The sequence below is a fragment of the Streptomyces sp. NPDC039462 genome, assembly GCF_055639375.1.
The window spans coordinates 1,346,702-1,366,098 of sequence record NZ_JBVKAO010000001.1; the positions used below are offsets into that span (position 1 = coordinate 1,346,702).

17 protein-coding genes are annotated in these 19,397 nt (G+C 72.0%); 12 read left to right on the forward strand and 5 right to left on the reverse strand.

From position 1 onward, the window contains the following. The first annotated feature begins 69 nt into the window (after positions 1-69). Entirely contained in the window at positions 70-966 is an 897-nt protein-coding gene (locus tag ACZ7LU_RS05745; protein ID WP_471915803.1) for a LysR family transcriptional regulator, read from the forward strand. Between the two features lie 53 nt (positions 967-1,019). On the opposite strand, the gene ACZ7LU_RS05750 is transcribed toward ACZ7LU_RS05745, so the two are convergent. After that, positions 1,020-1,820: an SDR family oxidoreductase gene (locus tag ACZ7LU_RS05750; protein WP_471915804.1), complete on the reverse strand. Its 801-nt coding sequence runs from the start codon at positions 1,818-1,820 to the stop codon at positions 1,020-1,022. Positions 1,821-2,128: 308 nt separating this feature from the next. Here ACZ7LU_RS05750 and ACZ7LU_RS05755 point away from each other — a divergent pair, with 308 nt between their 5' ends. Together ACZ7LU_RS05755 and ACZ7LU_RS05760 are read left to right on the forward strand one after the other, a co-directional pair. Further along, entirely contained in the window at positions 2,129-2,848 is a 720-nt protein-coding gene (locus ACZ7LU_RS05755) for a GAF and ANTAR domain-containing protein (RefSeq protein WP_471111163.1), read from the forward strand. A 149-nt stretch (positions 2,849-2,997) separates the two neighbouring features. Next, positions 2,998-4,203 (forward strand): MBL fold metallo-hydrolase, encoded by a 1,206-nt coding sequence (locus tag ACZ7LU_RS05760; RefSeq protein ID WP_471111160.1) that lies wholly within the window; start codon positions 2,998-3,000, stop codon positions 4,201-4,203. Between the two features lie 57 nt (positions 4,204-4,260). On the opposite strand, the gene ACZ7LU_RS05765 is transcribed toward ACZ7LU_RS05760, so the two are convergent. Then, the gene (locus tag ACZ7LU_RS05765) at positions 4,261-4,779 is read right to left on the reverse strand and encodes a CGNR zinc finger domain-containing protein (RefSeq protein ID WP_471915805.1); all 519 of its coding nucleotides are present in this window, start codon (positions 4,777-4,779) and stop codon (positions 4,261-4,263) included. A gap of 289 nt (positions 4,780-5,068) precedes the next feature. On the opposite strand from ACZ7LU_RS05765, the gene ACZ7LU_RS05770 reads away from it, so the two are divergent. The 5 genes from ACZ7LU_RS05770 (at position 5,069) to ACZ7LU_RS05790 (ending at position 9,083) form a co-directional block, all read left to right on the forward strand. After that, positions 5,069-7,081: a sensor histidine kinase gene (locus tag ACZ7LU_RS05770; protein ID WP_471915806.1), complete on the forward strand. Its 2,013-nt coding sequence runs from the start codon at positions 5,069-5,071 to the stop codon at positions 7,079-7,081. A gap of 89 nt (positions 7,082-7,170) precedes the next feature. Beyond that, entirely contained in the window at positions 7,171-7,605 is a 435-nt protein-coding gene (locus tag ACZ7LU_RS05775) for a roadblock/LC7 domain-containing protein (RefSeq protein WP_398299178.1), read from the forward strand. Between the two features lie 2 nt (positions 7,606-7,607). Continuing rightward, the gene (locus tag ACZ7LU_RS05780) at positions 7,608-7,979 is read left to right on the forward strand and encodes a DUF742 domain-containing protein (protein WP_398299176.1); all 372 of its coding nucleotides are present in this window, start codon (positions 7,608-7,610) and stop codon (positions 7,977-7,979) included. Beyond that, a complete protein-coding gene (locus tag ACZ7LU_RS05785) occupies positions 7,957-8,550 on the forward strand; it encodes a GTP-binding protein (RefSeq protein WP_362998458.1) in 594 nt (197 codons plus the stop codon). The genes ACZ7LU_RS05780 and ACZ7LU_RS05785 overlap by 23 nt, the downstream gene beginning before the upstream one ends. Then, complete coding sequence (locus tag ACZ7LU_RS05790; RefSeq protein WP_468085913.1) at positions 8,547-9,083, forward strand: GAF domain-containing protein; 537 nt, start codon at positions 8,547-8,549, stop codon at positions 9,081-9,083. The genes ACZ7LU_RS05785 and ACZ7LU_RS05790 overlap by 4 nt, the downstream gene beginning before the upstream one ends. 66 nt (positions 9,084-9,149) lie before the next feature. Here the strand turns inward: ACZ7LU_RS05790 and ACZ7LU_RS05795 are convergent, their stop codons facing one another. Continuing rightward, positions 9,150-9,809, reverse strand: a complete 660-nt coding sequence (locus ACZ7LU_RS05795) for a CoA transferase subunit B (RefSeq protein WP_471915807.1) — start codon at positions 9,807-9,809, stop codon at positions 9,150-9,152. A 1-nt stretch (position 9,810) separates the two neighbouring features. Further along, positions 9,811-10,593 carry a CoA transferase subunit A gene (locus ACZ7LU_RS05800; RefSeq protein ID WP_471915808.1) on the reverse strand — a complete coding sequence of 261 codons (783 nt, stop codon included), beginning with the start codon at positions 10,591-10,593 and terminating at the stop codon, positions 9,811-9,813. Positions 10,594-10,911: 318 nt separating this feature from the next. Between ACZ7LU_RS05800 and ACZ7LU_RS05805 the strand changes: the two genes are divergently transcribed. The 4 genes from ACZ7LU_RS05805 (at position 10,912) to ACZ7LU_RS05820 (ending at position 16,746) form a co-directional block, all read left to right on the forward strand. Continuing rightward, positions 10,912-11,724 carry a 3-hydroxybutyrate dehydrogenase gene (locus ACZ7LU_RS05805; protein WP_468085909.1) on the forward strand — a complete coding sequence of 271 codons (813 nt, stop codon included), beginning with the start codon at positions 10,912-10,914 and terminating at the stop codon, positions 11,722-11,724. A gap of 71 nt (positions 11,725-11,795) precedes the next feature. Further along, entirely contained in the window at positions 11,796-13,196 is a 1,401-nt protein-coding gene (locus tag ACZ7LU_RS05810) for an MFS transporter (protein WP_471915809.1), read from the forward strand. Between the two features lie 135 nt (positions 13,197-13,331). Further along, complete coding sequence (locus tag ACZ7LU_RS05815; protein ID WP_471916487.1) at positions 13,332-15,278, forward strand: helix-turn-helix domain-containing protein; 1,947 nt, start codon at positions 13,332-13,334, stop codon at positions 15,276-15,278. A gap of 253 nt (positions 15,279-15,531) precedes the next feature. Further along, complete coding sequence (locus ACZ7LU_RS05820) at positions 15,532-16,746, forward strand: extracellular catalytic domain type 1 short-chain-length polyhydroxyalkanoate depolymerase (protein ID WP_471915810.1); 1,215 nt, start codon at positions 15,532-15,534, stop codon at positions 16,744-16,746. Positions 16,747-16,799: 53 nt separating this feature from the next. On the opposite strand, the gene ACZ7LU_RS05825 is transcribed toward ACZ7LU_RS05820, so the two are convergent. Then, a complete protein-coding gene (locus tag ACZ7LU_RS05825) occupies positions 16,800-19,241 on the reverse strand; it encodes a polysaccharide lyase 8 family protein (protein ID WP_471915811.1) in 2,442 nt (813 codons plus the stop codon). Positions 19,242-19,397 lie beyond the last annotated feature (156 nt).

Genomic DNA, 19,397 nt, shown 5'->3' on the forward strand with positions numbered 1-19,397 from the left:
GACTGTGGAATGACAAACGGGGGCGGACCGCGGTCGCGGTCCGCCGCAGGGAGGGGGGACGGCGGCCGAATGAGCCTTCGTCAGTACGAGTACGCCCTGGCCGTCGCCGAGCAGGGGTCGGTGACGGCGGCGGCGGAACTGCTGCGCGTCGCACAGCCCTCGGTGTCCCAGCAGATCCGCGGCCTGGAGCGGGAACTCGGCGTGCAGCTCTTCGCCCGCACACCGACCGGACTGGTGCCCACCGTGGTCGGCCGCGCCTTCCTGCGGGAGGCGGAGGTCGCGGTGAGCGCGTCGCGGCGGGCGCGGGCGACGGCGCGGGCCGGTGCCGACGAGCTGGTGGGCGAGTTGGTGGTCGCGGTGCAGATGGGCTTCGGCACGCGGCAGTTGCCGGGCGCGTTGGGCGCGCTGCGCCGCCGCTTCCCCCGGCTGGAGGTCACCGTCTTCGAGGAGCCGAGCTCCGCCGAGCTGGAACGGCTGTGCCGCCGGGGCGTGGTGGACCTCGCCCTGATGGCGGCGTGCGAGCGAAGCCCCGCCGACGCCCACCATCTCGGCGACGAGGAGTTCGTCGTGGTCCTCGCCGACGGGCACCGCCAACTCGCCGCGGACCGGGTCGAGCTGCGCGCTCTGGCCGGCGAGCCGTGGGTGAGGTTCGACCGCGACAGCGCGCTCGACGGCGTGCTGCTGAGCGTGCTGCGGGACAACGACCTGGCCCCGGCCACGGCCGCCCGCGTGTCCCAGACGGCGACGGCCGTGCGGTGGGCCGCCCACGGGCTGGGCGTCACGCTCGTGCCGGCCTCCGCGGTGCCCCACGGTCACGAGCCCCTCGTCCGCCCGGTGTCGCCGGGCGTCTCCCAGCCCGTCATCGCCGTGCTCAGGCAGGGCGCGGGCCCGGCGGAAAAGGTCCTGCTCGAACTCCTGAGCCAGGAAACCTGGACGAATTCCGCTGCCTTTTCACCGGTGCCCTGACGGCCGGGAATCACCTCGGCGTGGAATCACCGCGGCGTGGAATCGCCTCGGCGTCACCCTCTGGGGAATTCACCTCCGTCCACGAAGAGATTGCTTCCGGTGAGCCAGCTCGCCCGGTCGGACATGAGGAACAGCAGGGCGTGGGCGATGTCGGCGGGCTGACCGTCGCGCCCCAGCGGCACGGGGCTGTCGCCCTGCCCCTTCTCCTGCGCCTGCCCCTGCCCCTGTTCCTGAGACGGGTCGAGGCGCGCCCACTCCGCGCGGGTCGCTTCGCCGCCCGGTGTGGCGACCCTGCCGGGAGACACCGTGTTGACCCTGATGCCGAACGGCGCCAGCTCCGAGGCCAGCCCCCGGCTGTAGTTCTCCAGCGCCGCCTTCGCCGCCGTGTAGGGCAGGAACGGCGGTGGCGTGGCGGGGACCGCGGCCGAGGAGACGTGCACGATCACCCCCGAGCGCCGGTCCCGCATCCCCGGTACCAGCAGCGAGTCCAGCCGCACCGCCGCCAGGTAGTTCAACTCCAACGCGTCCTGCCACTCCTCGTCGGGGATGGCGGAGGTGCTTTCGTACGGTCGCCCACCGCCCGCGTTGTGGACCATGACGTCCACCCCGCCGAGCTCCTTCTCCACGGACGCGGCGACTGCCTCCGCTCCGGCCCGCGTCCGCACATCGGCCGCCACGAAGGTGGCGCCCTCCGGCACGGTGCTCGCCGCCGACCTGGCGGTCGTGAGCACTTGGGCGCCCGCGTCCAGGAGCTGGCGTACGACGGCCGCTCCGATTCCGCGGGAACCGCCTGTGACCAGAGCCCGCTTTCCAGCGAATTCCCGCGTTTCTGTTCCGCTCTCGATCGTGGTCATTCCATCGGTCCTCTCAGTACGTGATTTTCCGCCCGACGGAATAGGGAAAGGCGTACGCAGCGTACGCAGTAAGCGAGTTCGGGGAATTCACTGCGGCGCGCCTCGTCGAGCTGTTTCACCGTACGGCCGCAGTGGAACGGGCGACAAAGACCAAATATCAGCAGGGCCCATAGGAGATCCCTATGGCAAAGTGGCCGGTTGCCGTCCGCGTCCGTGCGATGGTGAGGGGTGCAGCCGTTCTGCTGGCTCGGTGGAGCGCCGAGACGACCGCTGACGCAGGCTCGGCGCCTGCCCGAGGGGGCTCCCCGATGACGTACGACGACGACCTGCTCGTGACCGACCTCCTGCTGGAGACGGACTCCCTGGAAGAGTTCCTGGAGACGCTGGCCGCCCACGCGCTGAGTCTCACGGTCGCGGCGGACAGCTGCGGCATCACCATCAGCCGTGCGGGCAGGCACCTGACGGTGGCCAGCGCTGGCCGTGCGGCCAGTGAGCTGGACGAGAAGCAGTACGGCCTGGACGACGGGCCGTGCCTGCAGGCCCTGCGCAGCGGTGACGAGGTCGTCGTGGCGGACATGCTGGGCGAGCGGCGGTGGGGCGCCTATCCGGCCCACGCGGTGGCGTGCGGCACCCGTTCCTCGCTCTCGCTGCCCATCGCCGCCCACACCCACACCACGGGGGCCCTCAACCTCTACGCTCCCAAACCGGACGGCTTCACCGACGAGGACCTGACGGGGCTGCGTGTGGTGGCGGCCCAGGCCACCGGGGCGATCGCGCTGGCGCAGCGCATCGCGGACGCGCAGCAGTTCGCGAGCGAACTGGAGACGGCGATGCGCTCGCGCAGCGTCATCGACCAGGCCATCGGCGTCATCATGGGCCAGCAGCGCTGTGACGCCGAACGGGCGTTCGGCATCCTGCGCAGTGCCTCGCAGAACCGCAACGTCAAGCTCCGCGACCTGTGCCGCGAACTCATCACCAGCCTCGGCGGCCGACCCCCCGAGGACGACCGCCTGCGCCCCCGCCCCTGACGGGCGGTTCCCCCTGACGGGCGGTTCAAGGCAACACCCGCCCCCGCCCTCCTCCCGCCGGGCGGCCGCCCCTCAATCTGCCCGCGCAGCACTCTCCCGGAGGCGGTGGACATAATGGGGAGGCCTATCCACCCCCTTCAGGAGGTCCCGTGTCCCGGTCCCTGATTCCCGGGCTGCGCTCGCTGCGGTCCGCTGCCTTCGGAGCGGATCCCGCGGGTGCCCGGCTGGCCCGGATCCGCAGATCGCCGAACTTCTCCGTGGCCGAGGGTTCCTTCCAGAACCCCGTGGGGGCGCGGACCCGGCCGACCGGCTCGACCATGGAGTTCGCCAAGGTCTACTTCCGCAAGGAGGAGCGCGTACGCCGCGGGCCTGCCGGCACCGTCCCTGTGCACGCCACCACCCTCGCCGACCTCGCCAAGCCGCCGGTCAGCGGTCTGCGGGTCACCTGGATGGGCCACTCCAGCGTTCTGGTCGAGATCGACGGGCGGCGGGTGCTCTTCGACCCGGTGTGGGGCGAGCGGTGTTCGCCGTTCTCCTTCGCCGGGCCCAAGCGGCTGCACCCTGTCCCGGTGCCGCTGGAGGCGCTCGGTCCGGTCGACGTCGTCGTGATCTCTCACGACCACTACGACCACCTGGACATGCCCACGATCAAGGCGCTGGCCGGTACGGACACGGTCTTCGCGGTGCCGCTCGGCGTCGGCGCCCACCTGGAGCGGTGGGGCGTGCCGGCGGACCGCCTCCGCGAGCTGGACTGGCACGAGACGGCGAAGGTGGCCGGGCTGACCCTCACGGCCACCCCCGCACGGCACTTCTGCGGCCGGGGCCTGCGCAACCAGCAGCACACCCTGTGGGCGTCCTGGGTGGTGGCGGGGCCGGACCACCGCGTCTACCACAGCGGCGACACCGGCTACTTCCAGGGTTTCCAGGACATCGGCGCCGCGCACGGCCCGTTCGACCTCACGATGATCCAGATCGGTGCCTACAGCGAGTTCTGGCCGGACATCCACATGACGCCCGAAGAAGGCGTGCGGGCGCACCTGGACCTCCAGGGCGGCGAGCCGCGCGGGGTGCTCCTGCCGATCCACTGGGGGACGTTCAACCTCGCCCCGCACGCCTGGTCGGAGCCGGGGGAGGGCACGGTCGCCGCGGCGCGCCGCGCGGACGCCACCATCGCGCTGCCCTGCCCCGGCGAGCCCTTCGAGCCCGGGGCGGGGCCCCTGCCCGGCACGCTGTGGTGGCGCGGCGTCGCCGTCGAGCCGGACGGTGGCTGGCCGGGAGCGTCGACCATGGTCGTCCGCGCGATCGCAGGCCCCAAGGCGGACAACGGGGAGCACGAGACGACGTCCGTCGGATAGGCGGATAGGCGGATAGGCGGGCAGGTGGATAGGCGGGCAGACGGGTAGCGGGGCGGCTCAGGCCGTCCGGGCGCGGTGTCTGCGGACCGCGTCACGGTTCCCGCACCGCTGGGAGCAGTAGCGCTGCCGTCCGGTGCGTGAGGTGTCGGCGAAGATCGTGGTGCACTCGGCCACGGCGCACCGCCGCAGCCGGTGCATGCCCCGCCCCGCCAGGTGCAGCGCGGTGCCGACGGAGATCAGCGAGAACAGCAGGGCGCCGAGCGGCTGCCGGTCCTCCCGGTAGTGCAGGTGCCAGCCGCTGCCCGCGTGGTCGGTCAGCCGCGGGTGGGCGGTGGCCGCCGCCAGCATGGCGTTGACCAGTTCGGCGCGTTCGCTCTCGGCGGTGGCGTCGACGACCTTCTCCCAGGCGTCCAGGGCTTCCTGGGCGCGCGCCAAGTCGTCCGCGTCGACCGGGCGTTCGAGTGTGAGACCGGCGGCACGGCAGCGGTCCGCGAGCTCCTCCGCGCTGGCCGGGCGGGAGTTGGCGAGGTCGGCGGCCAGGTTCACGGCGTCCGCGCCGTAAGGGTTGAGGTGCATTCGGTCATTACAGCAGGGGAGCCATCCGCACATCGGTCCCGTGTTCGACGGTAATCGGACCCCCGTACGAGGCGTCATACCAGAGCGGGACGCTGCCCCGCTGACTTTGTCAACTGCCCACCGCACGTGATGCGTTGCCGACTACCGTGAGTGGCCGTCGGGCGACGCAGGGATGACGACACAGTGCTGACGTCGCGACCTGCCGGCCGGCACGGCGATGCCGCAACCACGCCGCAAAGAGGAGTCGGGCCGACCGCCGGACCCTCGTCGCAACGTACCGAGGACGAAGATGTCTCACCTACGCGCACCGGCCGCCCGCGCAGACCGCCGTGAGGGCGGCCGGCACGGCAGGCCCGGCAGCCGGACCGCCGCCGCACTGCCCGAGACGCACATACGCCCGCAGCTCCTGCGGATCGCTGTGCTGCCGGCCGTCGCCGTGGGCCTGAGCGCCTGCGCGGCCGTGCTGTTCACCCTCCGCTCGACCGGCTCCCGGCCGAGTCCCGCCCTGCTCGCCGTCCTCACCGCCGCCGCGCTGGTCGGCCTCGTGGGCATCGTGCTCGCCGCTGTCGCCGCCGAGCGCGCCGCCAGGTCCGTGCGCGACCGCGTCGGCGCGCTGCGTCGCGCCACCGCGCGCAGCCAGACCGAACTGCGCGGCGTCGTCGAACAGTTGCGCCGCGGCGACCAGCCGCCGACCCCCGGCACCCCGGCCCCTGGCACCCCTGCCCCCGGCACACCGGCTCCCCGCGCACCGGGCCGGGCGCGGCCCGGCGGCGACGAGTTCGACCTGCTCGCCGACGAGCTGAACCGCGCCCACGAGGTGGCCGTCGGCGCCGTCGTACAGGCCTCCCAGCTCTCCAGCCACGCGGGCAGCGAACAGAAGGTCGAGGTCTTCGTCAACCTCGCCCGGCGCCTGCAGTCCCTCGTGCACCGCGAGATCGCGCTGCTCGACGAGCTGGAGAACGAGGTGGAGGACCCCGAACTGCTCAAGGGCCTCTTCCACGTCGACCACCTCGCGACCCGCATCCGCCGGCACGCCGAGAACCTCGCCGTGCTCGGCGGCGCCGTCTCGCGCCGCCAGTGGAGCAACCCGGTCTCCATGACCGAGGTGATGCGCTCGGCCATCGCGGAGGTCGAGCAGTACTCGCGCGTCAAGCTGGTGCCGCCGATCGACGGCACCTTGCGCGGGCACGCCGTCGCCGACGTCATCCACCTGCTCGCCGAACTCGTCGAGAACGCCACGTTGTTCTCCGCGCCGCACACCCAGGTTCTGCTCCGCGCCAACCTCGTGACCGCCGGGCTCGCCGTGGAGGTCGAGGACCGGGGCCTCGGCATGCCCCTCGCCGAGCAGACGAAGATGAACCGGCTGCTCACCGACCCCGACCAGGTCAACGTCGCGAGCCTGCTGCAGGACGGCCGCATCGGGCTCTACGTGGTCTCCGCGCTCGCCCGCAGGCACGGTGTCGCGGTGCGGCTGCAGACCAACATCTACGGCGGTGTCCAGGCCGTACTGATCCTGCCGCAGGAGCTGTTGGGCGCCGAGCAGCAGGCGGTGCAGGTCACCCGGCGCCGACCGGCCGCCGAAGCGGCGTCGCTGGGCGCCGCCGGGCACGTACGAGAAGTCGTACAGGGCGGCGCACAAGGTGAAGCGCCGGGTGCAGCACTGCCCGAGCCCCGAACCGAGCCCCACCTCGCCCCGCGAACCCAGCCCGACCCCGCGCCGCGCACGGATCCTCACCCCGCCCCGCGAACTCAGCCCGACCCTGCGCCGCGAACCGATCCTGATTCTGCGCCGCGCACCGATCCTCACCCCGCGCCGCGCACCGATCCTCACCCCGCCTCCCGAACCGATCCCCACCCCGCGCCCGCCCCCGAACCCGTCCCCGTGCCGCCCCGCCCCCGCCCCGCGAACGGCACCCGGCCCGCCCCCCTCCCCGTGCGCGGCGCGCGCGAGGACCGGCCGACGCCCGCCGACGCGACGCCCGGCATCCGGCCCGAGGACCGGCAGGCCGCCGCCGAGCACGCGGCGGCACCGCCGACCCCGCGCAACGGCGCCGTGCGCGGCCGCGTCGAAAGGCCCCGGCTCCCCAAACGGCGCGCCCAGGAACACATCGCACCCCAGCTGCGGGACTCACCGGCGCCGCGGCCGGCCCCCGATCCCGACCAGGTCGTCGGCCACGACCCGGGCCTGATGGCCGCGTTCCAGCGCGGCATCGGCCTCGCCCAGGCGCAGGACGCGCGTGATCCCACCTCGCGGGAGCGCCCGGCCGACGCCCCGCACGACGGGCCGGGACCCGGCGCCTGACCAGCACCCCGGGCCGGGCCCCGGCCGACCACCCCCGCCCCTGCCCCCGCAGACCTACGTACGTCCGTACCTCAAGGAGTCGATCCACCATGGCGAGCGATGCGCCGACCGGCCATGTATCCGATCTCGACTGGCTGATGAGCGGCCTCGTGCAGCGTGTGCCGCACACCCACAGCGCTGTCCTGCTCTCCTCCGACGGACTCGTGAAGTCGGTGCACGGCCTCGACCCGGACAGCGCCGACCACATGGCGGCCCTCGCCTCGGGGCTCTACTCGCTCGGGCGCAGCGCGGGCATCCGCTTCGGCGACGGCGGTGACGTCCGCCAGGTCGTCGTGGAACTGGACTCCACGCTCCTGTTCGTCTCCACCGCGGGGTCGGGCACCTGTCTGGCCGTGCTCGCCGGCCGTGAGGCCGACGCGGCCGTCCTCGGCTACGAGATGGCGATGCTGGTCAAGAGCGTACGGCCGTATCTGATCACCGCCCCCCGGCAGCCGGCCGGCGAACCCGCGCCGATGAGGCGTTGAGGGTGGCGGCCCCGCACGACGGGCCCTGGCTCGACGACGCAGCGGGACGGCTCGTCCGTCCCTACACCGTCAGCAACGGACGGACCAGACCGACCAGCCAACTCGACCTGCTCTCCCTGGTGATGGCGACCGGCGCCCTTCCGCTCGGCTACCTCGGGCCCGAGCACGCCACGGCCCTCGGCCTGTGCGACGCGCCCACCTCCGTCGCCGAGATCGCGGCGCAGCTGAGGCTGCCCGCGGTCGTGGCCAAAGTGATCCTCTCGGATCTCCTCGACTGCGGGGCCCTCACCCAGAAGGCCCCGGACTTGTACCACAACCCGACTGACCGGTCCCTGTTGGAGGCAGTGCTCGATGGATTACGACGACAGCTCTGACCCCTTCCCCACCGCGCTGAAAATCCTGGTCGCGGGTGGTTTCGGGGTCGGGAAGACGACCTTCGTGGGCGCGGTCAGCGAGATCGCTCCGCTGAGCACCGAGGAGCTGCTCACCACGGTCAGCGAGGCCACCGACGACCTGTCCGGCGTGGAGAACAAGACCACGACGACCGTCGCCATGGACTTCGGGCGGATCACCCTCGATCCGCAGCACGTGCTGTACCTCTTCGGCACGCCCGGCCAGGAGCGGTTCTGGTTCATGTGGGACGAACTCTCCGAAGGAGCCCTCGGCGCGGTGGTCCTCGCCGACACCCGGCGCCTTGAGGACTGCTTCGCCGCCGTGGACTTCTTCGAGCAGCGCGGCATGGGGTTCATCGTGGCGATCAACGAGTTCGACGGCGCCCACCGCTACGAACCCGAGGAGGTGCGGTCCGCCATCGACCTCGACCCCCAAGTGCCGGTCGTGCGCTGTGACGCGCGGATCTCCAGCTCCGGCATCCAGACCCTCCTCATCCTTGTCAAGCACCTCCTCAACCACGCCCCGGCGGCCAGCCACGGAGCACACACGTGACACACGACCCGACGGGGCGGCTGCTGCTCACCCCGGTGGACACGGAGGCTCCGGCGCGGGTGCGGCGGCTGCGCGGGCTCGGCATCGGACAGCGCCCCGAACCGGCCTTCGACGTCTTCGCGGACCGGCTCGCCGAGCTGACCGCGGCGCCCTACTCGATGGTCAACTTCATCGACGAGAACGGACAGTTCTTCGCGGGCCTGCACACTCCGGAGCGCCCGGCCGGAGTCACGGGCCGCTACATGGCCCGCGATCACGGGTACTGCCCGCACGTCGTGGTGCGCCGCAAGGCCCTCGTCTTGGAGGACGTCCGCGACTATCCGCGGTTCGCGGGCAATCCCGTGGTGGAGGAGATCGGCATCCGCTCCTATCTGGGCGCGCCGCTGATCGACCGTACGGGGATGGCGCTCGGCACGGTTTGCGTCGTCGATGTCGAGCCGCGCCCCTGGGGCAGGGCGGGGCTCGACACGATCAAGCGCATGGCCGCGGAGCTGGTCGAGCAGATCCACCGGCGTGAGGAGGGCGGGATCTGACGGCGGCCGGTCCCGGGCTCAGAGGCCGCGTCCGGTCCGGTGGGCAGAGCACTTCACTCTGTCCGGTCAGGCGCCGGTGGGCGCCATGAGCCGAGCGGGCACGGTCAGCTTGGCGGCCGTCGCCGCTTCGATGTCCTGGACCGTCACGTCGGGCGCGAGTTCCACCAGCTCGAAGCCGTCGGACGTGACGTCGAGGACGGCGAGGTCGGTGATGACGCGCTGGACCACGCCACGGCCGGTGAGCGGCAGCGTGCACCTCTCGACGAGCTTGGGGCTGCCGTCCTTGGCCGTGTGCTCCATGAGGACGATGACCCGGCGGGCTCCGTGCACCAGGTCCATCGCGCCGCCCATGCCCTTGACCACCTTGCCGGGGATCATCCAGTTGGCGAGGTCGCCCGTGGCGGAGACCTGCATGGCGCCGAGGACGGCGGTGTCGATGTGGCCGCCGCGGATCATGCCGAAGGAGAGCGCGGAGTCGAAGAACGAGGCGCCCGGCAGCGTGGTCACTGTTTCCTTGCCCGCGTTGATGAGGTCGCTGTCGAGTTCGTCCTCGGTCGGGTAGGGGCCGACGCCGAGGATGCCGTTCTCCGACTGGAGGACCACTTCGACCCCGGGCGGCAGATAGTTGGGGATGAGGGTGGGCAGGCCGATGCCGAGGTTGACGTACGTGCCGTCGATCAGTTCCCGGGCGGCCCGGGCGGCCAGCTGCTCACGGGTGAGCGCCATGTCAGGCACCGACTTCCTGCTGGGTACGGACGGTGCGGCGTTCGATGCGCCGCTGGGCTGCGGGGTCGCCGGGGTGGACGCGGACCACGCTCTGGACGAACACACCGGGCAGGTGGACCTCGTCCGGGTCCAGCTCGCCGGGTTCGACCAGGTGCTCGACCTCGGCGACGGTGACCTTGCCGGCCATCGCCGCGAGGGGGTTGAAGTTGCGGGCGGAGGAGTGGAAGACCAGGTTGCCGTGGCGGTCGCCGAGGGTGGCTCGCACCAGTGCGTAGTCGGTGGTGATGCTCTCTTCCAGGAGGTACTCGGTGCCGTCGAAGACGCGGCTCTCCTTGGGCGGTGAGGCGACCACGACGGTGCCGTCCGGACCGTAGCGCCAGGGCAGTCCGCCCTCGGCGATCTGGGTTCCGGCGCCGGCCGGGGTGTAGAAGGCGGGGATGCCCGCGCCCCCGGCGCGCAGCCGCTCGGCGAGGGTGCCCTGGGGCACCAGCTCCACCTCCAGCTCCCCGCTGAGGTACTGCCGGGCGAATTCCTTGTTCTCTCCCACGTACGAGCTGGTCATCCGGGCGATCCGGCCCGCCCGCAGGAGCAGGCCGAGCCCCCAGTCGTCCACACCGCAGTTGTTGGAGACGATCCGCAGCCCGGAAGCGCCCTCGTGCAGCAGCGCGTCGATCAACGCGCTCGGTATGCCGCACAGACCGAATCCACCGACGGCGAGGGACGCCCCGTCAGGGATGCCTCTCACCGCCTCGGCGACGCTCGCAACTGTTTTGTCCAGACCCATTCGACTTCTCCCAGCGCTCCACTGCAGGCGGTCAGTCCGGCTCGTCGGGAACCCGACGTGTGGACGACCGTTGCTGCCTGCTCGGCCAACTCGGCGCTGAGCCTAAGAACCTCGGAGCATCCCTCACCATGGTTCTCACTCACATACCGAGCGCCTCCCCAGTGGGGGAGCGCACCGCGCGTACCGGACGTCCGCGGAGCGCCGGGGGCCGAGTTCCACTTCAGGCGTGGACATGGGAGAGTCCGCCACTCTTGGGCGAGGCATTGTGGTGTTCGCTGCCATAGGAGAGCCGGTCAGGTTTCTTTACTGTTTCCGGCCATGACCAGCGAATTCGCATCCTCACACCCCTCGGCGCTGGTAGCTTCGCTCTCTTCGACGGCCCGCGGCGTGGACTTGTCCGGGCGCGTGGCACTGGTGACCGGCGGTGGCAGCGGCATCGGCCTGGCATGCGCCGCCGCGCTCGCCGTCGCCGGCGCGGAAGTCCACGTGGTCGACCTGGACGCCGAGAAGGCCAAGACAGTCGCCGAGGCCATCGGGGGGCAGGCACACGCCGCCGACCTGGCCGACCCGGACGTCATCGACATGTTGCCCTCCGGCATCGACGTCCTGGTCAACAACGCCGGGCTGCAGCACGTCGCCCCGCTCCACGAGTTCCCGCCGGAGCGCTTCGCGCTCATGCAGCAGGTGATGGTCACCGCCCCGTTCCTGCTGATCCGCCGCGTGCTGCCGCACATGTACGCCAACGGATGGGGCCGGGTGATCAACATCTCCAGCGTCCACGGGCTGCGTGCCAGCGCCTACAAATCCGCCTACGTCGCCGCCAAGCACGCCTTGGAGGGACTGAGCAAGGTCACCGCTGTCGAGGGCGCCCCGCACGGGGTGACGAGCAACTGTGTGAACCCCGGCTATGTCCGCACCCCGCTGGTGGAAGCCCAGATCCAGGACCAGGCCGAGGCCCACGGCATCAGCCCCGACGACGTCGTCTCCGACGTCCTGCTCTCCCGCACTCCGCTGAAACGGCTCCTGGAGGCCGAAGAGGTCGCCGGCGCCGTCCTGTGGCTGTGCGGGCCGCACACCGGCTACATCACCGGAGCCTCGCTGCCCCTCGACGGCGGCTGGGGAGCGAGCTGACCCCCGGCCGCGCTCCGGCGCCCCGCGCACCCCTGTCCCCGCACCCACCCCGCTCCCGAAACTGGTGACACATGTCCGACGCCCCGGCCACCGGCCCCACCGTGCCAGGCAGCTCTCCCGGCATCGCCCGGATCGTCAGCGCGAGCCTGATCGGCACCACCATCGAGTGGTACGACTTCTTCCTCTACGGTTCCGCCGCCGCGCTGGTGTTCAACACCCTCTTCTTCCCCACCGCCGACCCGCTCGTCGGCACCATGATCGCCTTCATCACCTACGCGATCGGGTTCGCCGCCAGGCCGCTCGGCGGCGTGGTCTTCGGGCACTTCGGCGACAAGATCGGGCGCAAGAAGCTGCTCGTCATCAGCCTGCTCATGATGGGCGGGGCCACCTTCGCCATGGGCCTGCTCCCCACCTACGACACCATCGGCGTCGGCGCGCCGATCCTGCTCACCGTGCTGCGCCTCATCCAGGGTTTCGCGCTGGGCGGCGAGTGGGGCGGCGCGGTCCTCCTCGTCTCCGAGCACGGCGGCGACAAGAGCCGCGGTTTCTGGGCCTCCTGGCCGCAGGCGGGAGCGCCGGGCGGCAACCTCCTGGCCACCGGCGTCCTCGCCCTGCTCGCCGCCGTCCAGTCCGAGGAGGCCTTCGAGGCCTGGGGCTGGCGCATCCCGTTCCTGCTCTCCGGCGTCCTGGTCCTGATCGGCCTGTGGATCCGCATCTCCGTCTCAGAATCGCCCGTCTTCCTCGCTGCCCAGGCCAAGGCCCAGGCCGACGCCGCCCGCGGCGTCAAGGAGAAGCCGCCGGTGGTGGAGGTGTTCCGCCGCAGCTGGCGCGAGGTGCTGACCGCGATCGGCACCCGGTTCGGCGAGAACATCTCCTACTACGTCCTCACCGCCTTCCTCCTCGTCTACGTCACCAACCACCTGGACCTGCCCAAGAGCACCGCGCTGAACGCCGTCCTGATCGCCTCGGCCGTCCACTTCGTCACCATCCCCCTGTGGGGCGCGCTCTCCGACCGCATCGGCCGCAGGCCGGTCACCCTCATCGGCTCGGCGGGCATGGCCTTGTGGGCCTTCGCCTTCTTCACCCTGCTCGACTCCAAGTCCTTCGCCGTGATCACTTTCGCGGTGACCATCGGCCTGCTGCTGCACGGCGCCATGTACGGCCCCCAGGCCGCCTTCATCTCCGAGATGTTCGACACCAAGGTCCGCTACTCCGGTGCCTCCATGGGCTCACAGCTCGCCTCCATCGTGGCCGGCGCACTGGCACCGATCATCGCGGTCGAGCTGCTCAAGGAGTACGACTCCGCCACCCCCGTCGCCTGGTACCTCTGCCTGGCCGCGGTCGTCACCACCATCACCGTCGCCCTCGCCAGGGAAACACGCGGCCGGGACCTCACCGTCGCCATGACCCCCGACGGCACGGAGCAGGCCCGCCATGAGGTGTCCCCACCCGTCGGCGCCGACAGGGTCTGATCCGACGAGCCTCGCCCGCCCGACCGGGCAGCGAACGTACGGGCAATGGCCGGGCGCCCTCTCCCGTCCGGCCGGGCCCGGCCCGCACGTGTCCGGAGCCCCCGCCCGGAGGGAAGGAATGCCATCATGACCACCATGAGCGACCGCACGTACCGCGCAGCGGCTCACAGCGCGATGGCGGCCCTCAGACGACTGCTCACCCTGCTGGCCTCCGGAGCACCCGCCGACCAGTTCACCCGTCCCTCGGGCGACGCCTCCACCGCACAGCTCCCGCCCGAGGAGCGGTCCCTCCTGGACGACGCCACCCGGATCGCGCTGGAGATCCGCCGCACCCTCGACCAGCACCGCAGGCGCGAGGCCGAGCTGGCCGCACTCTTCGACACCGCCAGCGACCTCGCGGCCCTGCGCGACCTGGACGCCGTCCTGCGCGCCATCGTCCACCGGGCCAGAACCCTCCTCGGCACCGACGCCGCCTACCTCACCCTCAACGACCCTGTCGCCAAAGACACGTACATGCGTGTCACCGACGGCTCGGTATCGGCCCGCTTCCAGCAACTGCGCCTGGGCATGGGCGAGGGTCTCGGCGGCCTGGTCGCCCAGACCGCGCGCCCCTACACCAGCGCCGACTACCAGACCGACCCCCGCTTCAAGCACACCCGCCCCATCGATGAAGCGGTGCTGGAAGAAGGGCTCGGCGGCATCCTCGGCGTGCCCTTGCGCGTCGGCAAACGCGTCATCGGCGTGCTCTTCGCCGCGGACCGCAGCCCACGTGACTTCCCGCCGGAAGCCATCGCGCTCCTCACGTCGCTCGCCGACCACGCCGCGGTCGCCATCGACAGCGCACGCATGCTGGAGGAGACCCGCTCCGCCCTGGTCGACCTGAACACGGCCAACGAAACAGCCCGGGCCCACAGCATCGCCCTGCGCCGTGCCGCCGACGCCCACGACCGGCTCACCGACCTGGTCCTGCGCGGCGCGACCGTCGACGATCTGGTCCGGGAGATCGCCGCGCTGCTCGGCGGCGGCCTCGCCCTCCACGACACCGACGGCACCGAAATGGCCCGCGCCGGCACCGACCCCCTCACCCCCTCGTCCCACGGCGTCACGGCCTCCCGCACCGGCGGCCGCGCCGTCCCGGTGGACGGCACCTGGGTCTGCGCCGTGCTGGCCGGCTCCGAGCTCCTCGGCAGCATCGTCCTCACCGGCCGCGCGGACCTGACCGACGCCGACCGGCGCCTGTTCGAACGCGCCGCCCTGGTCGCCGCCCTCCTCCTGCTCCTGCGCCGCACCATGGCCGACGCGGAGCACCGCGTGCGCGGCGAACTCCTCGACGACCTGCTCACCTGCCACCGCCCCGGCGACCGCCACGACAGCGGAAGCCTGACCCTGCGCGCCCGCAAGCTCGGCATCAACCTCTCCCGGCCCCATGCCGTCCTGGCCCTGGACACGGACAGCGAACCGCGCTCCCACCTGTTCGCGGAAACCGTCCGCCGCGCCCGGTCGCTGGACGGGCTCGCGGGAATCCACGACGGCCACATCGTCCTGCTCGTACCGTCATCCGACCCCGGGACACTCGCCGCCGAACTGGCCGCTGAACTCGGCAAGGCCGCCGGTACGCCGGTGACCGTGGGATCCGCGGGACCGGTCACCGGCCCCGAACGCCTCCCGGACACCTACACGGAAGCCGGCCGCTGCCTGACCGCCCTGCACGCCCTGGGCCGCACCGGAGACGGCAGCGACATCGCCGGACTGGGTTTCCTGGGCGTCCTGCTCGGCGACCGGTCCGACATCAACGGCTTCGTCCAGCGCTACCTCGGCCCCGTCCTCGCGTACGACCAGCAGCGTGGCACCGAGCTGACCCAGACGCTCGACGCCTACTACACCCATGGCGCGAGCCTGTCCAAGGCCAAGGACGCCCTGCACGTGCACGTCAACACCGTGGTCCAGCGCCTGGACCGCGTCGCCCAACTCCTCGGCCCCGACTGGAACGCCCCCACCAGAGCCCTCGAACTACAGCTGGCCCTGCGCCTGCACCGCCTGAGCGACCACAAGCTCCGTACCACCGACGGCACTTGCTCCTGATCGCTGATCCGCACTCTGCGTATCACTGGGAGGGCCGGCGCCGAGCCGCGCCTCATGACCGTCGCTGAGACGTCTTTGCGCAGCCGGGGCGGTGCGTGTGGCTCGACACCACTCGGGCGATCGGCATTGTGGCGGCCCCACCCGGGGCGCAGCCGTCACGTGCGCCCCTAACCTCCACACCACCTCGTGAAGGCCGCAGCGGGATCGGTCAGCGCACGCGGTCATCGCAGAACTCGAACACGGAGGTCCCCCCATGTCCCATGCCCCAGCCACCGTCCGCCGCCGACCGGTCGCGGCACGCGCCGCCGGACCGGCCGCGGGACTGGCCATCCTGCTGCTGGCCGCGCTGTCCATCGTGGCCACATCAGGCCCGGCCCGCGCGGCGGGCACACCCCAGGAAGTGGCGGGCTTCGGTTCCAACCCGGGCAACCTGCGCATGTTCCGTTACGTGCCCGTGGGACTGCCCAGCGGGCGCCCTGTCGTGGTGGCCATGCACGGCTGCACCCAGAACGCCTCCGGCTACGCGGCAGGCACCGGCTGGACCGAGCTGGCCGACCAGTACAAGTTCTCCGTCGTCTTCCCGCAGCAGCAGAGCGCCAACAACGCGAACTCGTGCTTCAACTGGTTCGAGTCCGGCGACACACGGCGAGGTTCGGGAGAAGCACTGTCGATCAAGCAGATGGTCGACCGCACGAAGCAGGACGAGGGTTCGACGAAGGCGTACGTGAGCGGTCTCTCCGCGGGAGGCGGGATGACCTCCGCCATGCTGGCGGCCTACCCCGACGTCTTCTCCGGCGGGGGAGTGATCGCCGGTCTGCCCTACGGCTGCGCCAACTCCGTTGTCTCCGCCTACAGTTGCATGAGCCCTGGCGTCGGCAAGTCCCCCAAGGAGTGGGGGGACAAGGTCAGGGCCGCCTTCCCGTCGTACTCCGGGCCGCGCCCGAAAGTCTCGATCTGGCACGGCACTTCGGACGCGACCGTGAAACCGATGAACGCCACCGAGATCATGGAGCAGTTCACCGACGCCAACGGCACCGACCAGGCACCGGACACCACCGACAAGGTCGCGGGGTATCCCCACCGGGTCTACGGCGGCACGGTGGAGACCTACGACATCACCGGCATGGGACACGGCCACCCCATCGACCCCGGGACGGGCCCGGCCCAGTGCGGTTCGGCGGCCTCCTACATCCTGGACGTGAACATCTGCTCCGCGTACCACCTCGTCCGCTTCTGGGACATCGACGACAGCAACCCGCCGACGCCGACGCCCACGCCGACATCCACAAGCACGACTCCGCCGTACTCCGACAGCGTCATGGGCACAGCGACCGACCACTACGTGGCCCAGCGCGTCACCGTGACCGAGTACAACCAACTGGGTGCCGCCCACGGCTACAACACCCCCTTCACCCTCTACCGGTGCGCGGCGGGATGGACGGACAAGGCCGACTGCTCACCGATCTGAGCCGGGAGGACGACGCTCCCGCACACGCCGGGCGGGCGGGAGCCGCCCGGGGGTCAGGCGAGTTCCGCCGCGTGTGTACGGCCCCGGGAACCGCCCACCCGCACGGTGACGACGGGCCGGGACCCCGGCACGACCGTCACCGTGTCATCGGCACGGACCACCTCCCGCACGCCGAAGGGAAGTTCGACGCTCACTGTCGTCCCCGTGCGGCCGGGATCGGCGACGGCCACGGACACGCCTCCGCGCCCGCGGCGCACGAGCACCGTGCAAGGCCCGGACGACGTGAGGCCCCCGGCCCGGCCGGGGCCCCAGAAGTGCGCCGCGAGCACCCCGTCCCGCCGGGCCTCGACGGCCTGCACGGTCGCGTCGTTGGCAACGACCCGCACGGGCCGGCCCTGCGCCCAGGCCGCCGTCGCCGCCGCACTCGCGCCGGGCAGCAGGACGTAGGCGTACGAGGCGGAGGCGGGGGACACCCCGTGGTCGAGCCAGAGAGTGAGATAGCGGCGCCGCACCGGTGAGGCGCTCCCCCCTGTGTCGGCGCCGGTGTTGATGTCCCGCCACGCGCCGACGCGCTCCTCGCGCAGCGCGCGCAGGCCCGGGTCACCGGCGCGGCCGGAGAAGTCGGGAAAGACGTAGCCGCCCGTGCCGTCCAGGTGCGCCCACCGGGCAGCGCCGAGCCGGGCGGACCAGCCGTCGTGGTCCGGCTGCCGGCGGCCGTCGACGGTCAGCCGCCGCACCGGCCCGTCGGCGTGCAGATTGCGGTTCTCGACGACCGTCTCGATCGTGCGCCCGTCGCTCGCGCCGATGCCCGCGCCGAGCGCGACGACGGCGTTGTCGAGGAAGAACCACGCCTTGCGGGCCCGCAAGGTGCTGCCGTCGGCGATCAGCTCCATGGCCGCGGCGCCGTGCCGGGCGTCCAGGGCCGCGCCGCCCGCGACGGCGTTCTTCGGACGGTACGTGCTCGTGCCGCTGCCCGTGCCGATGTCGGCGCGGGCCCGGGTGTCCACGGTCGTGCCCGGCAGGCGGTACGGATCGACGGTCGCCCAGAAGGCGTCGCCGAACTGCCCGAGGTCGTCGCCGTCGTACAGGTAGGTCATGCCGTCACCGGTGTACCAGCCGTGCAGGTTCTCGCCGTTGCCCGCCTCGTACGCGGCGACGCGCTTCGACGAGAGCGACAGGGTGAGCGCCCAGCCGGGCCGCCGGTGCACCACCCGGTCCATGCCGGCGAAGACGAAGTGCCCCGTGAGCCGGTCCGCGGCCGGCACCGACCCGTCGTCGAGGACGGCCTTGGCGCGGACCAGAGCGGGAATGCCCACGAGACCCAGATACGGAGTGGTTCTGTTGCGGTGGATCCAGCCCTTGGCAAGGGCCCGCCACCGCCGCGCGTACGCGGCCGGCGCGCCCGAAGCCAGCTGCAGGATGTGCGAGAGCGCCGCCGCCCCGTCGTTGTGGTCCCGCGCCTTCTCCCTGGATATCGCCCGGCCGCGCACCGCGTCCATCATCAGCCCGTCGAAGACCACCGGCGCGAACGTCCGGTCCACCGCCTCGTACAGCACGGACGTCTTCGGATCGGTGACCGCCCACGGGGAGTCCGCGAGGAGCGCGATCAGCTGGCCCGCCGCGCCGAGCAGGACACTGCCGTACGTTCCCGTGTACGCGACGGAGCCGTGCTGCACGAACGACCCGTCCTCGTAGAAGCCGTCCCCCGAAGTGACGTACTGGAAAAGGCTGTTCCTGCCGCCGTCCCGGCGGTCGGAGAGCCCGTCGCGGGCCAGCGCCACCGTGGCGGTGTCCCGGGTGAGCAGGCCGCGCAGGGCCACGATCACGGCCTTGTCGGCGCGGTTGGCGCCGGTCTCGGCGAGCGAGGGGGAGGTGGTGCGGCGGTCCGGGTCCGGGCAGAACTTCGCGACCGTCGCCGTGTACGCGGCCAGGTCGTCGGCGGGCATGCGGGCCCGCAGCAGCACGCACGTGTCCATGAGCGCTCGGGGTGCGCCGATCTCCCAGAACCACCAGTTGCCGGACTCCGGGCGGTCGGGGCGGTAGCCGGTGGAGCGCAGGAAGCGGAGCGCGTCGAGCAGGGTGTCGACGGTCTCCGCGCTGCCGCTGAGCGAGGTGCCGGGGGTGGCCCAGGCCGTCGCGAGGGTACGCAGACGGGTGTAGCTCTGGCCGAAGTTGCCGGGGTCCGAGGCGGGGGAGAGGTCGGGCCACAGCGCGGTCCGGCCCGCCGACCGGTCCAACTGCCGCCACCAGCCCGACGCCTGGGCGTCCAGGGCTTTCAGGGCCGCGGCGAAGTCCGGGTCCGAGGCGTCGAAGTCGCCGCCGGTGAGCTGCGTGGCGGCGCGGGCGAGCAGCGTGTCGTACGCCTCTTCGGGCGCGCTCCCGGCCGTCGCGGCCCATGCGGTGCCGCCCGCGACCGGCGGTACGAGGGCGGACGCGGCGCCCGCGATGAGGAGTGTGCGACGGCGGGGCGCGGAGGAGGAGTCGGGCGTGGGCATGCGAACTCCCAGAGGTGTCGGGGCGTTCCGGGTGAGCCGATTCCGCGACAGCATGTAAGCGGTTGCTATGACACGCAAGGGTTCGGGACGGTTTTCTATGAGCTTTCTCCCCTGTGACGTCGGGAGGTGGGAGGAAAGCCCAGGAGCGCGACGCTC

What these genes read in the sequence shown, in the direction of transcription:
- ACZ7LU_RS05745 (WP_471915803.1), top strand. Translation starts at nt 70, where the DNA reads ATGAGCCTTCGTCAGTACGAGTACGCCCTGGCCGTCGCCGAGCAGGGG.
- ACZ7LU_RS05750 (WP_471915804.1), bottom strand. Translation starts at nt 1,820, where the DNA reads ATGACCACGATCGAGAGCGGAACAGAAACGCGGGAATTCGCTGGAAAG.
- ACZ7LU_RS05755 (WP_471111163.1), top strand. Translation starts at nt 2,129, where the DNA reads ATGACGTACGACGACGACCTGCTCGTGACCGACCTCCTGCTGGAGACG.
- ACZ7LU_RS05765 (WP_471915805.1), bottom strand. Translation starts at nt 4,779, where the DNA reads ATGCACCTCAACCCTTACGGCGCGGACGCCGTGAACCTGGCCGCCGAC.
- ACZ7LU_RS05770 (WP_471915806.1), top strand. Translation starts at nt 5,069, where the DNA reads ATGTCTCACCTACGCGCACCGGCCGCCCGCGCAGACCGCCGTGAGGGC.
- ACZ7LU_RS05775 (WP_398299178.1), top strand. Translation starts at nt 7,171, where the DNA reads ATGGCGAGCGATGCGCCGACCGGCCATGTATCCGATCTCGACTGGCTG.
- ACZ7LU_RS05785 (WP_362998458.1), top strand. Translation starts at nt 7,957, where the DNA reads ATGGATTACGACGACAGCTCTGACCCCTTCCCCACCGCGCTGAAAATC.
- ACZ7LU_RS05795 (WP_471915807.1), bottom strand. Translation starts at nt 9,809, where the DNA reads ATGGCGCTCACCCGTGAGCAGCTGGCCGCCCGGGCCGCCCGGGAACTG.
- ACZ7LU_RS05800 (WP_471915808.1), bottom strand. Translation starts at nt 10,593, where the DNA reads ATGGGTCTGGACAAAACAGTTGCGAGCGTCGCCGAGGCGGTGAGAGGC.
- ACZ7LU_RS05805 (WP_468085909.1), top strand. Translation starts at nt 10,912, where the DNA reads ATGACCAGCGAATTCGCATCCTCACACCCCTCGGCGCTGGTAGCTTCG.
- ACZ7LU_RS05810 (WP_471915809.1), top strand. Translation starts at nt 11,796, where the DNA reads ATGTCCGACGCCCCGGCCACCGGCCCCACCGTGCCAGGCAGCTCTCCC.
- ACZ7LU_RS05815 (WP_471916487.1), top strand. Translation starts at nt 13,332, where the DNA reads ATGAGCGACCGCACGTACCGCGCAGCGGCTCACAGCGCGATGGCGGCC.
- ACZ7LU_RS05820 (WP_471915810.1), top strand. Translation starts at nt 15,532, where the DNA reads ATGTCCCATGCCCCAGCCACCGTCCGCCGCCGACCGGTCGCGGCACGC.
- ACZ7LU_RS05825 (WP_471915811.1), bottom strand. Translation starts at nt 19,241, where the DNA reads ATGCCCACGCCCGACTCCTCCTCCGCGCCCCGCCGTCGCACACTCCTC.